Source organism: Allofrancisella guangzhouensis (genome assembly GCF_000815225.1).
Lineage (GTDB): Bacteria > Pseudomonadota > Gammaproteobacteria > Francisellales > Francisellaceae > Francisella > Francisella guangzhouensis.
Genome location: NZ_CP010427.1, coordinates 899,482 through 913,487, shown reverse-complemented (window position 1 = coordinate 913,487; position 14,006 = coordinate 899,482). Strand labels below are relative to the sequence as shown.

The window sequence follows — 14,006 nt, the reverse complement described above, 5'->3', positions numbered from 1 at the left end:
TTTAGTGGTTTTTAGGGTTGTATTCCAGATTCTAAACCAAAGTGCGACACATATTCAATGAGTACAGTAAGTAGAACAAAAAACTTTGAAAAACTAACAATTAGGTATGATAGAATTCTAATACAAAAAGATTAATTAACCTTATATTTGAATCTTAATATGTATAATAATCAAACATTTCTATTCTATGACTTAGAAACTAGTGGAATTAATAATTCTTTTGATCAGATTTTACAGTTTGCAGCTGTCAGAACAGATCTTAATTTTAATGAAATTGAGAGGTTTAACTTTTTTGTAAAATTAAATCCTGACACAACACCATCTCCTATGGCAACTATTACACATCATATATCTATAGCCGAAGCTAATTCTAAAGGAATTTCAGAGTATCAAGCGGTTAGAAAAATCCATAAAATAATTAACACTCCAGGAACTATCAGTATGGGGTATAATACTCTTGGATTTGATGATGAGTTTTTAAGGTTTGCTTTTTTTAAGAATATGTTGCCACCATATACTCACCAGTATAAAAATAGCTGCTTTAGAGCGGATTTGTTTCCAATAGTTGCTTGTTATTATTTATTCTTTAACGAAGCTTTAAAGTGGCCTGAGATTGTAGATGAAGAAGGCAAAGAAAAAGTTTCTTTAAAGCTTGAGAATTTAAACTCAGTAAATAATTTGTGTAGTGATGGTCGAGCTCACGATGCTATTATAGACGTCTTAGTAACGGTTGAATTAGCAAAAAAACTTCAAAATGCTAATCCTAAAATGTGGCAGTTTTTATTGGATAAATTCAACAAACAAAATGATGAACAGGTTTTAAATCAGCTTGATATTGGTATCAATCTAAACGATACACAATATAAGCAAGCTATAGCTGTAAGTGGGGTTTTTGGTTTTAACAACAATTTTATGTCAGCTGTTTTGGACTTGGGGCAGCATCACCATTATAAAAACCAAGAGATTTTCTTGCGTTTAGACAGTTATTTATTTAGTGATTTTATAGAAGAATTTGGTAGTTTAGAGAGTGAATATTGGAGACTGACAGTTTCTAAAAAATGGGGAGATATCCCGGTTATTTTGCCAGCTAAAACTCGCTTTGTAGGAAAGTTATCTGAACAAAAATTAGGTATGATAAAAGCAAATAAAGAGTTTATGAAATCTAATTTAGATACATTTGCTAATTTTATTGATTACGTTTTAGAGCACAAATACGCAACAATTGAAAATATTGATACTGATGCGGCAATTTATCAAAGCGATTTTATGACTACTGCTGATGAGAAAGGTTGCGAACTCTTTCATAGCTTAGCTATTGTCCAAAAAGTACAGATGTTATCACAATTACCAAAAAATTATTATGATAGAGCTGTGCGTATTATAGGGAGACTAGATTTTCTTAAACTCCCTGAAAAAGCTCAATATGAGTTTCAAAAGTATCTAAACAAAATAGTTAGTTTAGAAGAAGATGAACTTTTGGTAGACCATAGAGGATGTAAAAGAGTTACTTTAGAAAAGATTTATAAAGAAATAGAGCACTTAAGAGAAACACAAGAGCTAACACAAGAGCAGCACTCTTTACTATATGAGTTAGAGGAGTATCTTTTTTAAATGAACAAATTTAACTTAGTTACAAAATACAGCCCCAGTGGTGACCAACCAGGGGCCATAGAGTCTTTAGTAAATGGTATAAATAGTGGTTTGCAACATCAAGTATTAGTTGGGGTTACAGGGTCTGGTAAAACTTACACTATGGCAAACGTAATTAATCAAACACAAAAGCCGTGTTTAATTTTAGCTCATAATAAAACCCTAGCAGCACAATTATATTCAGAGATGAAACAATATTTTCCAGATAATGCTGTTGAATATTTTGTCTCATATTATGATTATTATCAGCCAGAGGCCTATGTTGCTGCATCAGATACATATATTGAAAAAGATTCTGCTGTAAATGAGCATATTGAGCAAATGCGTTTATCTGCTACTAAAGCTATTTTAGAAAGAAATGATGTAATTATAGTTGCTACAGTATCTGCTATTTATGGTTTAGGAGACCCTGAACAATACATGCAAATGTTATTACATTTGAAGGTTGGTGAAACTTTAGATATAAAGAAAGCACAAAGCAAATTAGTAGAAATGCAATATTCGCGTAATGATATGGACTTTAGTCGAGGTAGTTTTCGTGTACGTGGTGAGATACTAGATATTTTTCCAGCAGATTCTGAAAAAGACGCTATTAGAGTTGAATTTTTTGATGAGGAGATAGAAGTAATAAGTATAATAGACTCTTTAACTTCAAAAAGAATTAAAACTCTTCATAGAGCAACGATATTTCCAAGTACCCACTATGTAGCTTCTAAGGAAAGAAAGAACCAAGTTATTGAAGAAATTAAAAAAGAGTTGAAAGAAAGAGTTAAATATTTTGAACAAGAAGGCAAATTGCTTGAAGCTCAAAGAATAGAGCAAAGAACAAAGTATGATATAGAAATGATCCAAGAGCTAGGCTATTGTACAGGTATTGAAAATTATTCTAGGTTGCTATCTGGTCGCGCTCCTGGCGATCCGCCGCCTACACTTTTAGATTATTTACCAGAAAATGCTCTTGTGATAGTTGATGAATCTCATGTAACATTACCACAATTTGGAGGTATGTATAAAGGTGATCTTTCACGTAAATCAAATTTAGTAAATTATGGTTTTAGATTACTTTCCGCGCTTGATAATAGGCCTCTTAAATTTGAAGAGTTTGAAAAGCTGTTGCCTCAAACATTGTATGTTTCAGCAACGCCGGCTGAGTATGAGTTAAGAAGATCTCAAAACACGGTTGAGCAGATAATAAGACCAACCGGACTATTAGATCCAGAAGTGTTTGTTCGACCAGTAGCAATCCAAGTTGAAGATGCTTTATCTGAGATAAATAAAGCTGTAGTTAATAATGAAAGAGTTTTGATAACTACACTAACTAAAAAAATGGCAGAGAATTTAACAGAATATTTGTCAGAACATAGTGTTAATGTAAGATATTTGCATTCAGATATTGATACTGTTGAGCGTGTGCAAATTATTTATGATTTACGTCAGGGAGTATTTGACGTGTTAGTAGGTATTAACCTTTTAAGAGAAGGGTTAGATATGCCTGAAGTAGGAGTTTTATTAATTTTTGATGCTGATAAGGAAGGGTTTCTACGTTCAGAAAAGTCTCTTATCCAAACAATAGGTAGAGTTGCAAGAAACGAAAATGGTCGAGCTATATTATATGCAGATGTAGTAACTAAGTCTATGAAAAAAGCTATTGATGAGACGTTACGTAGACGTAAGTTACAAGATGAGCATAATAAAAAGAATAATATTACCCCTAAAACGATTGTAAAAGCTATAGATGACATGTTAGATAGCTCCCCAGAGAGGCAAAAACGAGAATATAAAAATAACAGCAGAATAAGTGTTGATGATGTTGATGTTTCGGCTATACTAGGTGTAACTGAAGCTAGTAAAGTTATAAAAGCTTTGGAAAAACGTATGAAAGCCTATGCAAAAGAACTTGAGTTTGAGCAGGCTACTTTGATTAGAGATAAGATACTTAAGATAAAGCAGAAATTTATAGAGTTATAAAAAATATATTATTGAAGAATTATGGCAATAGAAAACAAACTAAAAAACGACCGGCTTTTTTTACGCTTTACTTGGGCAAGATTTAAAAATTATTGGATTAGGATACGAAAAAGTCTATATGCCTCAATTATATTATGTGGTCTTATTGTAGGAGTTAACTTATATCTTGGTAATTTTGAGTTTATAAAACAATCATTGCAGATAGCAGTAACACTTGCTTTTATATTGTTTATCTTTTTTTTCTTAATAACAAAAGATGATAATCCTGTAGATATTATAATATCAGGTGCCAAAGGTGAGTCAGTTGTGTTAGATGAGCTAAAAAAATTAGATAATAATTATGTACTCTTTAATAGGATGATATTACCAGATGGTAAATCAACCATAGGAAATAGAGAGATAGATTTTCTTGTTATATCTAGAAAAGCAATATATATAGTAGAGGTTAAAAACAATCGTGGCTATATCAAGGTTGAAAATATGGCTGAGAGGTGGCAAGTAGAAAAAACCTCCCAAAATAATAAAATTTATGCAAAAACTATTAAAAATCCAATTAGACAAACTTTTGCGCAGAAGAAGGTTCTACAAACCTATCTTTATAACCAAAGAATTTATATAAAAGGTATTCCAGTGGTTACTGTTGTAATATTTGCTAATCCAGGAGTACAGTTAAGTGATAATTTTATCGCAGAAGATGCTAATCAAGCGGTTTTATCTTTAAAAAATTTATTACCTTTTATTAACGCAAAAGAACAATATCTTGAAAAAATGCCAACACGTTCACGTAGAAAAATTATTAGAAAGCTTGAGAAAAAATAAATGATTAACGATAGACCGATAGGCGTTTTTGATTCTGGTATAGGTGGTTTGACAGTTGTTAAAAATCTCATGGATATATTGCCAAATGAAAATATAATTTACTTTGGTGATATTGCAAGAATCCCTTATGGTACAAAGTCTAGAGCAACTATCCAAAGGTTTGCAGCTCAAACAGCTAAGTTTTTAATTGACCAGGAGGTTAAGGCTATTATTATTGCTTGTAATACTATTTCTGCTATCGCTAAAGATACTGTAAAGCAAATAGCTAGTAATATACCAGTTATAGACGTAATTAGCGCAGGTATAAGTTTAGTAGCAGACTTAAGTAATGTTGGGGTGATAGCTACACCAGCTACGATAAATAGTAACGCTTATGCGTTAGAAATTCATAAGCTTAACCCTAAAGTAGAAGTTTATTCTAAAGCTTGTGGTCTATTTGTGCCAATGATTGAGGAAGGCTTTATAGATGGTGAAATAGTAACCTTGGCAACTAAACAATATCTAGAGTGTTTTCATGATAAACCTCTTGAAGCCTTGATACTTGGTTGTACACATTATCCTCTTATTAAGAATAATATTGCTGCTGAATTAGGATCTGTAAGACTCATAGATCCTTCACTACAAGCTAGCAAAATGCTCGAAGATCTATTAAAGCTAAATAATCTACTAAACCAAAAACAGTTTAAACAAGAATATAAATTTTATGTGACTGATATCCCCATAAAGTTTAAAGCTATAGGAGAAATGTTTTTACAAACTCAAATGGAGCATTTAGAGATAATTAACATTGATGGTTATTAAGAACTTTATTTACTCTTGAGAGGCTTTGTTTCTTAACCTCTTACGGTCTTTGAGTAGACGGATTTCAGGCTATTCTATAGCTATCGGGCATACCTAATGAAGTCATTTTATTTAGTACACTGGCACCAATAATTGATTCTGTTTTTTGATTTTTGAAGTCTCTAGAATGTAAACTTCTGCCTATTATCCTTTTATATCTTTGTATAGCTAATTCACTATTATTTCTCCTACCATATCCTGATTTTCTTTGCCAATCCATTCGACCATGACATTTAATATGCTCGATATTATGGTTACGAATTATGTGATTTTTATCACAAATTACGGCATCTTTATTTGGCGGTATTGCTATCTCGACATCACCAAATTTATCTAGTATTTGCTCATATACGTCAAAGCTATCATAAGCTCCATCCATAGAAATATGATTAAATTCACTATCTATTCCATCTAATAAACCAGGTAAAGTTCCAGTATCACTATCAAATCTGCCTGTTAATAGTGAGTTATGAATATAATGATTTTGATCTACTGCTACATGTAGCTTTCTCCAACTTCTTTTAGCTGATACTTTATGCTTTTCCTGATGCCACTCATCACGACCAAATCGCTTTAACCCAGTAGAATCAATACTTAGACTATGTACATCAGAATCTGGGATATTCTTCTTAACATATCTTGGTGACTTTATTTTTAGAGCTTTAAGTCGTTTACTAAGAGTACTAAAATCTGGACATCTAAGATTTATTTCAGCCATTTTAAATAGTGAGTTTATAAATCCAGTTATTTGCCTGAGTGGTTGTTTATAAACCAGTCTAATCTCATGGCAGACAATTATAGCAAAATCAGAGTACTTTCTAGGTGAACCATCTCCAACATTCTCAGTATCTTCTTCATACCAATTGTTGATAGCATCATCATGCATCCAAATATCTATACGTCCACGATTGGATAATGCTCTATTATACTCTGACCAATTTCGAACTCGATGTTTCTGTTTTGGAACTTTGTAACCTTTTCTTTCTGGATATTTATTTGGCATTTGGTGGGTGCATCTCTGAAGAATAACGATAGAAGAGAATATTATAAATTATTTGAAGATAATTTGTTAAAATAGGGGTTAAGAAACAAAGCCTATTGAAGGGATAATGAGGTATAACGCTTTATGGGAAATGCGAAATATAAATAAAAAAGCAGTAGAATATAGGGATGATGCAGAGAAATTTAAATTAGGACATCATGGCGATACTGGTCTAAGAAGAGCAGCTGAGTTAATGCGATGCGTTACCCAAGCAAAAAATCTAAAAGAAGTAGATAACTATTTAATCTCTTGCTTTAAAGACAATAACATAGGTAATGAAAAACATACATTTCGTGCTATTAAATCTGAACCTTATTCTCTATTTACCCTAGTAAATCTATCAGTACTCCATATATTAAAGAGTTTCAAGTTTGATTGGCAATATAATGGGAATTTAAAGTACATACCTTTGGTTCACGCACTTTATAGTTACTTTAGTGAGGGTGATATACAAGCTCAACCTGATAAGTTTGTCAGCTGTGTGGAACCAGTTAGTTCTGAATACCTTGATTTGGTTAAAAAAATAGATACAAAAAATAGACCCGTGCAAGAACTTGTCATAACAACAAAAAAAATGCTTATCATTTAACACACTAGAATTCTACCATGCCTAATCGTTAGTTTTTCAAAACTTTTCTTTATATGCTTCCTTGGTTAGTGTATAGCAGATAGATAGTAGTTAGATTTTTAGAAAGACAACTTGTCAAAAGTTAATATAGTTTATCAAATATATTGGAGAATAATAAATATGAATATAACCGACTGGTGGGAAAACAAACTACCAATCTTAGAACAAATCAAGATAGGAGCATGCACGTTTGATGTACAATGCATGTTAATAGAAAATGGCGGCTATAAATTTATTTTGGGTCGTGGCAATGGGCAACCTAGAATCTGGTATAAATCAAAATCAGAAAGTTGTTGGCGAGCTTTTACCGGTTTCAGATCTGGTGGTGGTATTCAGAAAGGTGACGAATATAATGAAGACTATCGAGGATCTGGATATGTCTTTGAATGTATGGTAATCCCAAAACTAGATGAGAAATTTGATAACATCTTTACAATTGCTGAAAAACAAAATGAAATCAAAACACTGCCAAAATTATATAAAGAGATAATTTCATACAAACTTAATAATTCTAATTTATTCAAATATTTAGTGGCTGAAGATGAACAAGAAGAACAAGTGGAGCAGGCAAAAGTGGCTCTGGATTACTCTTTAGAAGTAAAATTATCACGCCCTATGAAGGATGCTAATGATTTACCAAAGCAGGGGTATAACTTTTCACAAATTGGAAACGTTGAGATCCAGACAGATTATAGAGGAGAGCTTCTTGGAGCAGTTTACCTGAAAGATTACTACAATTTGTTTAGTGCTGCACTAAGAGCAGTTCATGTAGATCATAGGCGATCGCATCACGATGCCCTTGATGATGACATAGACATAGACACTTACCAATTTAAATATGCAAATAAAATGTACTGTTATGAAATTGCTGCAACGATTAATTCACGACCACACTACTACACTAAAAATAATCAACGATTAAAGGTAGATGCTAAAGTTGTATGGGTGAGGACATTATATCAGTTAGATAACAATGAAGTTTCTAGCTTTGGTAATTATAAAGTGATACCTATCGAAATGGCAGGTTTAGTTCAAAAACCTTGTGATTACCATGATCAGGTGGCGGACGTTTATAATACTGAGATTAAGGAACAAGGTCGCGTAGGAAAAAAATATGTATTGCTTTCGGTTATCAATGAGATTTCTTCACCAATTGTACAACAATATAAGATAATTCATAATGAACCTCTTCTATCTGGAAATAGCGAGCCAATGATAGATGGAATTAAATTTACATATACCACGCACCCTTCGATTGAACTTCGCCAACTTAATCGACCATTTTTGTTATCAGAAGAAAACATATTTAAGCAACCTGTGATCCAGCAACAGCCTTTAAATATAAATCTAGGAAATCAGCTTCAACAAGTTCAAGTTCACAGTAGACTACCTCTAATTGTTAATGTAGATTACGATGGAATGACTAATATTTTGAAAAATGCCGTTATTGAAGGAGTAAGGAGATATATAGATTTATGGAAAATTCCAAAGGCAGATAAGAAAGAAACTTTAGAATATGGAATTGATCCAAAGAAACTTAAATTGGGACATCATGGCGGTACTGGTCTAAGAAGAGCAGCTGAGTTAATGCGATGCGTTACCCAAGCAAAAAATCTAAAAGAAGTAGATAACTATTTAATCTCTTGCTTTAAAGACAATAACATAGGTAATGAAAAACATACATTTCGTGCTATTAAATCTGAACCTTATTCTCTATTTACCCTGGTAAACCTATCATTACTACATGTCTTAAAAAGTTTCAAATTTGATTGGCAATATAATGGGAATTTAAAGTACATACCTTTGATCCACGCGCTTTATAGTTACTTTAGTGAGGGTGATATACAAGCTACCCCCAATAAGTTTGTCAGCTGTGTGGAACCAGTTAGTTCTGAATACCTTGATTTGGTTAAAAAAATAGATACAAAAAATACACCCGTGCAAGAACTTGTCAGAAAAACAAAAAAAATAGTTTATAAACTTGATTAATCTTTCTGTATTAGAATCCTATCATACCTAATTGTTAGTTTTTCAAAATTTTTTTTGAGTTGACTATTTGTATACTCTACCAAGTCGGTATATAGCTCGTTATTATGTTTTTTTTGTTCAATAAATAAAGCTCGATAAGTCTTTAAATTTATCAGCAATTCATCCATAAGTAGTATCATTTTTTTATACTCGTAGTATTTTTTATTAGACGAAAATTCATATTTAGCATTGACAAGCATTTCACTGAGTTTTATGTTTTTTTCAACTAAAAAAATTAATTTTCGGTTTGGAACATTTCTATCAACATTATTGAGTATTTTCTTGAATTCCCCATAGGTTATATACATTTCTTTGGTAAAAATATTCAAAAACTTTTTACCTCTAGTCAAAAATGTAACAAACACAATACAAACTGTACCAATAGCTACACTTACTATTCTTACAATGAAGAGTTCATGATCCCAACCAACAAACAAACCAAAGAACATAACCAAATATATATGTATAAAAAATACGCTTGTAGCATAATTTAAAAACATAGTATAAATATACAATGTCAATGCTATACCACAAACTACAGCTATAGTTATAAAACTAGCCATACTATTATCTACCATAATTTTCTGTATAAATAAGAGTAAAACCGATCCTAGCGACGTTCCAAAGATAGAGAATACAATAATCGCTTTTGCTCGTGTATATATAACACTAGTACTAGTACTTGCAGCAACACTTATAACTGCAATTACAACCCAGTAAATTCTATCCTTAAAACCATGCTCTCCAGTAAAACTAAAAACACTATAACTTATAATCAACCCCAATGAAGACGCTACCAAAACCCTATAAGCTAATAAAGTGGTATCAGAAAGTTTATCTATAAATCTATTCTTAAATAAGATCATGATAAGCCTCTTTTATATTTTCTAAACTAGTAAATATATCGTCTAAAAGCAATATACTATCAAAAAGTAGTTTCTTTTTTTGCTGATCTTTCTGATACTTTTCAATATAAGCAATCTCAAGTTTATACTTTAGGTAATCAATCTCTTTTTTCTTCTTTTCTAGAACACTGTGTTCTTGTTGAGTTTGAGGTAACAAAGCCAGAGTTTGCTTGAATATTTTTTCCAAATTCTCTGCTAAAATCTGTGCTTCTGAAGCATCTTTAAAACCTAAACGTATATAACCTAAACTTATTTTTTTATAGGTTAAGACAAACTTAGCTGATAATCTATTAAATAGTATCAAATTATGACAAAAATAACGCCAATTGTCCTGATTATTCTTCCGTATAAACATAAGTCCATGAGACTGCAGTGAAATTATGTTATTTAGCTTATTATGGCTTACTTCTAAAACTTTAGTTTGGGTAAACCTCCTATACTTTGCTTTATCGAATGTATCCACATAACTTTTTACAAAAATATTAAAAAACTCTCTCACGATCTTTTCAATATCAATCGAATTAATAGGCTTATAACGACTAATAAGCAAAATATAATAAGCAAGCCCTACCAATAAAGCTACTATAGTAAAACTTAGGTGATTATACGTAGCTAAAGGAAACCTAATAAAACAAATACATGACATTACTACAATCATAATTGGGAAAATATTAAATGTATCGCCAAATCCACGAACTAAAAATCCCAAAAAAACCACAACTATTATCAGCATGAAGCCATCTTCAAAAATATTATGTACGTACGGAGATATATTTAAAATCAAAATCGCACATACTATGTACCAGAAAAATGCCTTTCGTTTTACTTCTATATTGCCAATTAGTACGCTAGCTGCCAAATTTGCTATAAATAAAATTGTGATAATGATCAGATTTTTGTCAAAATTAAATATTTCAGCTATCAGCAAAAACGTAAAAAATATAATTGCAGACTTAATAGCCCCATCTTGGAAAATTTTTATAGGGTCTTGATCGATATATTTATGATAAATCTCACTAACACTTAACATTTACTCGTTTAAACCTCAAACTGCACGCCCTATTATGCTATAGATTATATTGTAAAAGTATCTTAATTAGTATTATTAGAATAGTTATTTTCATGCAAAAATGTAGTAGAATTTAAGTGATATAAATAATACTATTTTTCTTATAAATGATTTATAAAAATACTTATGATGTAATAGTTGTTGGTGGCGGTCATGCAGGTGTTGAAGCTGCTACTGCTTCTGCCCGTATAGGAGCAAAAACACTACTTCTAACACACAATATAGATACAATAGGACAAATGTCTTGCAATCCTGCTATTGGTGGAATTGGTAAGGGCCATTTAGTCAAAGAAATAGATGCTATGGGTGGCATCATGGCAAAAGCTATTGATATGGCAGGGATCCAGTTTAGGATACTTAACTCGCGTAAAGGTCCAGCTGTCAGAGCAACAAGAGCTCAAGCAGATAGAGTGCTCTATAAAAAAGCTATAAATTCCCTTGTTACAAATCAAGAAAATCTTGATATATTTCAAGATTCTGTAGATGATATTGTAATAGATAATGATATTATCTCTGGAGTTATAACTAAAACTGGAATCACATTTAAGTCTAAAAAAGTGGTTTTAACAGTTGGAACCTTCCTAGGTGGTAAAATCCATATTGGTAAAGTTTCAAAGCCTGGTGGACGTGCTGGAGATCAACCGGCTAATACTTTAGCTGCTCGCCTTAGAGCTTTACCATTTAGAGTAAATAGACTTAAAACTGGGACTCCTCCCCGAATTGATAAAAGAAGCGTTGATTTCAGTGTTATGGAAGTTCAGCATGGTGATACTCCTATTCCTTATTTTTCTTTTTTTTCTAAAGGAAAAATACAACATCCTGAGCAAATACCATGCTATATAACTTATACAAACTATAAAACTCATGAAATAATCACAAATAACCTTGATAAATCAGCTATGTATGGTGGAATGATAGAAGGCATAGGACCTAGATATTGCCCTTCTATTGAAGACAAGGTAGTTAGATTTGCAGAAAAAGAAAGACATCAAATATTTGTAGAGCCAGAAGGTTTAGAAAGTACTGAATTATATCCAAATGGGTTATCTACTAGCTTACCATTTGAGGTGCAATGTGAATATATCCGCTCTATAAAAGGTTTTGAAGACGCTTTTATCATGCGTCCTGGATACGCTATAGAATATGATTTTTTTGACCCTCGTGACCTTAAACCAACTTTAGAGACAAAATTTGTTAAAAACTTATATTTTGCTGGTCAGATAAATGGTACCACTGGCTACGAAGAAGCTGGAGCTCAAGGTTTAGTTGCCGGCATAAATGCTGCTATAAGTATAGACTCTGATAAATCATGGTACCCTACTCGTGCTAATAGCTATATTGGAGTGCTTATTGATGATCTTATAACCAAAGGGACTAAAGAACCATACCGAATGTTTACCTCCCGTGCTGAGTATAGATTAATTTTACGCGAAGATAATGCTGATTTGCGATTATCAGATGTTGCTTGTCAGCTAGGCCTACTAAATAAAGAAGATCAAAAAACTTTCCTTGATAAGAAAGACTCTATTAATGAACAGATAAGCTTTATGCAAAACACATGGGTAGGTCCACAAACACAAAAAGCTCGTGATTTAGAAAAATTCCTAGAGAAAAAAATGACTAGAGAAAGTACTCTTTTTGATCTTCTAAAACGCCCGGAGTTGGATTATAAAAAGTTACAACAAATACCTGAATTGAATTTAAATCTAAGCGATGAAGCCGTTATAGAACAAATCGAAATATCTGCTAAATACTCTGGCTATATAGAACGTCAAAATAAAGATATCGCTAAGCTACCAATTTTTGAACAAAAAAATATTCCTGTAGAGTTTGATTATTCTCAAGTTAAGGGCTTATCAAATGAAGTCTTGCAAAAACTTACTGAACAAAAGCCAACCACTTTAGGAGAAGCTTCACGTATACCAGGAGTCACTCCTGCAGCAATATCCTTGCTAACAATATATATGAAAAAAACTGGTTTCATAAAATAAGGAGTTTAAATGTTTAAACATACTTTTAAAACAATCCTCTTATTGTTATTTATAGCAAGTCTTTTTTCTTGTGCTACTAGACAAAAATATATAGATCAACAAAAAGCTTGGATAGGCAAAAGTATTAACCAATATATGGAAGCGTTTGGCTACCCTGAAAATGTAATAAGCATTTCTCCTAACCCAGATGTGCAAACTTATGTCTATGTACGCACAGCTGTTAATCCAGAAACTCCTGCTCTAGCGGGCTCAGCTGTTAACAGTTTAGTTATGGCTAACAGAGACCCTCAATTTGTACAGTTTGGTGCCCTTAAGTGTACTACTTGGGTTTCTATTGACAAAAACACTAAAATTATTAGAAATATTACTTTTCGTGGTAACTATTGTGCAACTAGAAACTAAACCTTAGGTCAGGTAAATGAATATAAAACAAATATACTCACCCATTCTAATAGGAATCATTTCAACCGCAATTTGCTTTAATTTTGGTTTTCTCACAACCGTTTTTAGTTATAGCGGACTTAAGTTCTTTTATGCTTATATTATATTTTCTATACTTATATGTTATCCAATTAATTTGATTGCTTTTTATATAAGCAAACTTCATCCAGAAATTAATACACACTCTAGTCTAACAAAATATATAGTTGGTAGTTCAAAATTTAGATCCATAAGTGTTTTATTTACTGGTATCTTAATTATCTTACTAACATTAATACTCTTTACTATTTCGGTATACCTATCAGATTTTATTAGAAGCATTTATACTATAACTTTCACAAATACTTTGGACAATAACACAAATTTAACCTTAATATCACTAGGTATTGTCTTTATTTATATATCAATACTATTCATCTTATCGCTGCTAAGAGTAGAAATTTATATTAAAAGTTTTTTCAAGTTTCTAGCTTTTGTTAGCTTAGTCTTAGTTATAGTTACTGTTTTAATAATCAGATATACATCACCACATAGTTTAATAGAATTTAAAAACTTCAATGCTCCATATAGCCAAACAAACACATTAAGTAGTATGCTATTAATGGCTTTAGTCTATGCAATTTTA

General features: G+C 31.7%; 11 protein-coding genes. 8 read left to right on the top strand and 3 right to left on the bottom strand.

The window, feature by feature from the left end; genetic code table 11:
• Nucleotides 1–159: 159 nt before the first annotated feature.
• From SD28_RS04310 to murI, 4 genes are read left to right on the top strand one after another with little or no spacing between them, the layout of a single operon-like run.
• Complete coding sequence (locus SD28_RS04310; RefSeq protein ID WP_039124441.1) at nucleotides 160–1,611, top strand: exodeoxyribonuclease I; 1,452 nt, start codon at nucleotides 160–162, stop codon at nucleotides 1,609–1,611.
• Nucleotides 1,612–3,618 carry an excinuclease ABC subunit UvrB gene (gene uvrB / locus SD28_RS04305; protein WP_039124439.1) on the top strand — a complete coding sequence of 669 codons (2,007 nt, stop codon included), beginning with the start codon at nucleotides 1,612–1,614 and terminating at the stop codon, nucleotides 3,616–3,618.
• 21 nt (nucleotides 3,619–3,639) lie between these two features.
• Nucleotides 3,640–4,437, top strand: coding sequence for a nuclease-related domain-containing protein (locus tag SD28_RS04300; RefSeq protein ID WP_039124437.1), 798 nt, complete (start codon nucleotides 3,640–3,642; stop codon nucleotides 4,435–4,437).
• Nucleotides 4,438–5,238 (top strand): glutamate racemase, encoded by an 801-nt coding sequence (murI, locus tag SD28_RS04295; protein ID WP_039124435.1) that lies wholly within the window; start codon nucleotides 4,438–4,440, stop codon nucleotides 5,236–5,238.
• A 64-nt stretch (nucleotides 5,239–5,302) separates the two neighbouring features.
• On the opposite strand, the gene SD28_RS04290 is transcribed toward murI, so the two are convergent.
• Nucleotides 5,303–6,280: an IS5 family transposase gene (locus SD28_RS04290; protein ID WP_039124433.1), complete on the bottom strand. Its 978-nt coding sequence runs from the start codon at nucleotides 6,278–6,280 to the stop codon at nucleotides 5,303–5,305.
• 130 nt (nucleotides 6,281–6,410) lie between these two features.
• On the opposite strand from SD28_RS04290, the gene SD28_RS04285 reads away from it, so the two are divergent.
• A complete protein-coding gene (locus SD28_RS04285) occupies nucleotides 6,411–6,908 on the top strand; it encodes a hypothetical protein (protein ID WP_157698630.1) in 498 nt (165 codons plus the stop codon).
• Nucleotides 6,909–7,019: 111 nt separating this feature from the next.
• The gene (locus tag SD28_RS04280; RefSeq protein WP_157698629.1) at nucleotides 7,020–8,936 is read left to right on the top strand and encodes a hypothetical protein; all 1,917 of its coding nucleotides are present in this window, start codon (nucleotides 7,020–7,022) and stop codon (nucleotides 8,934–8,936) included.
• On the opposite strand, the gene SD28_RS04275 is transcribed toward SD28_RS04280, so the two are convergent.
• Entirely contained in the window at nucleotides 8,933–9,841 is a 909-nt protein-coding gene (locus tag SD28_RS04275; protein ID WP_039124429.1) for an FUSC family protein, read from the bottom strand. The two genes, SD28_RS04280 and SD28_RS04275, sit on opposite strands and share 4 nt — an antisense overlap.
• Nucleotides 9,828–10,910: a hypothetical protein gene (locus SD28_RS04270; RefSeq protein WP_039124427.1), complete on the bottom strand. Its 1,083-nt coding sequence runs from the start codon at nucleotides 10,908–10,910 to the stop codon at nucleotides 9,828–9,830. The genes SD28_RS04275 and SD28_RS04270 overlap by 14 nt, the downstream gene beginning before the upstream one ends.
• Nucleotides 10,911–11,056: 146 nt before the next feature.
• Here SD28_RS04270 and mnmG point away from each other — a divergent pair, with 146 nt between their 5' ends.
• Both mnmG and SD28_RS04260 read left to right on the top strand, forming a co-directional pair.
• A complete protein-coding gene (gene mnmG, locus SD28_RS04265) occupies nucleotides 11,057–12,940 on the top strand; it encodes a tRNA uridine-5-carboxymethylaminomethyl(34) synthesis enzyme MnmG (protein WP_039124425.1) in 1,884 nt (627 codons plus the stop codon).
• Nucleotides 12,941–12,949: 9 nt separating this feature from the next.
• A complete protein-coding gene (locus SD28_RS04260; protein WP_039124423.1) occupies nucleotides 12,950–13,342 on the top strand; it encodes a hypothetical protein in 393 nt (130 codons plus the stop codon).
• The last annotated feature ends 664 nt before the right edge of the window (nucleotides 13,343–14,006 follow it).

Bases quoted from the DNA above. Each gene is read 5' to 3' on its own strand.
- SD28_RS04270 (WP_039124427.1), bottom strand. From the start codon at position 10,910: ATGTTAAGTGTTAGTGAGATTTATCATAAATATATCGATCAAGACCCT.
- SD28_RS04310 (WP_039124441.1), top strand. From the start codon at position 160: ATGTATAATAATCAAACATTTCTATTCTATGACTTAGAAACTAGTGGA.
- SD28_RS04300 (WP_039124437.1), top strand. From the start codon at position 3,640: ATGGCAATAGAAAACAAACTAAAAAACGACCGGCTTTTTTTACGCTTT.
- uvrB (WP_039124439.1), top strand. From the start codon at position 1,612: ATGAACAAATTTAACTTAGTTACAAAATACAGCCCCAGTGGTGACCAA.
- murI (WP_039124435.1), top strand. From the start codon at position 4,438: ATGATTAACGATAGACCGATAGGCGTTTTTGATTCTGGTATAGGTGGT.
- SD28_RS04260 (WP_039124423.1), top strand. From the start codon at position 12,950: ATGTTTAAACATACTTTTAAAACAATCCTCTTATTGTTATTTATAGCA.
- SD28_RS04290 (WP_039124433.1), bottom strand. From the start codon at position 6,280: ATGCCAAATAAATATCCAGAAAGAAAAGGTTACAAAGTTCCAAAACAG.
- mnmG (WP_039124425.1), top strand. From the start codon at position 11,057: ATGATTTATAAAAATACTTATGATGTAATAGTTGTTGGTGGCGGTCAT.
- SD28_RS04285 (WP_157698630.1), top strand. From the start codon at position 6,411: ATGCGAAATATAAATAAAAAAGCAGTAGAATATAGGGATGATGCAGAG.
- SD28_RS04275 (WP_039124429.1), bottom strand. From the start codon at position 9,841: ATGATCTTATTTAAGAATAGATTTATAGATAAACTTTCTGATACCACT.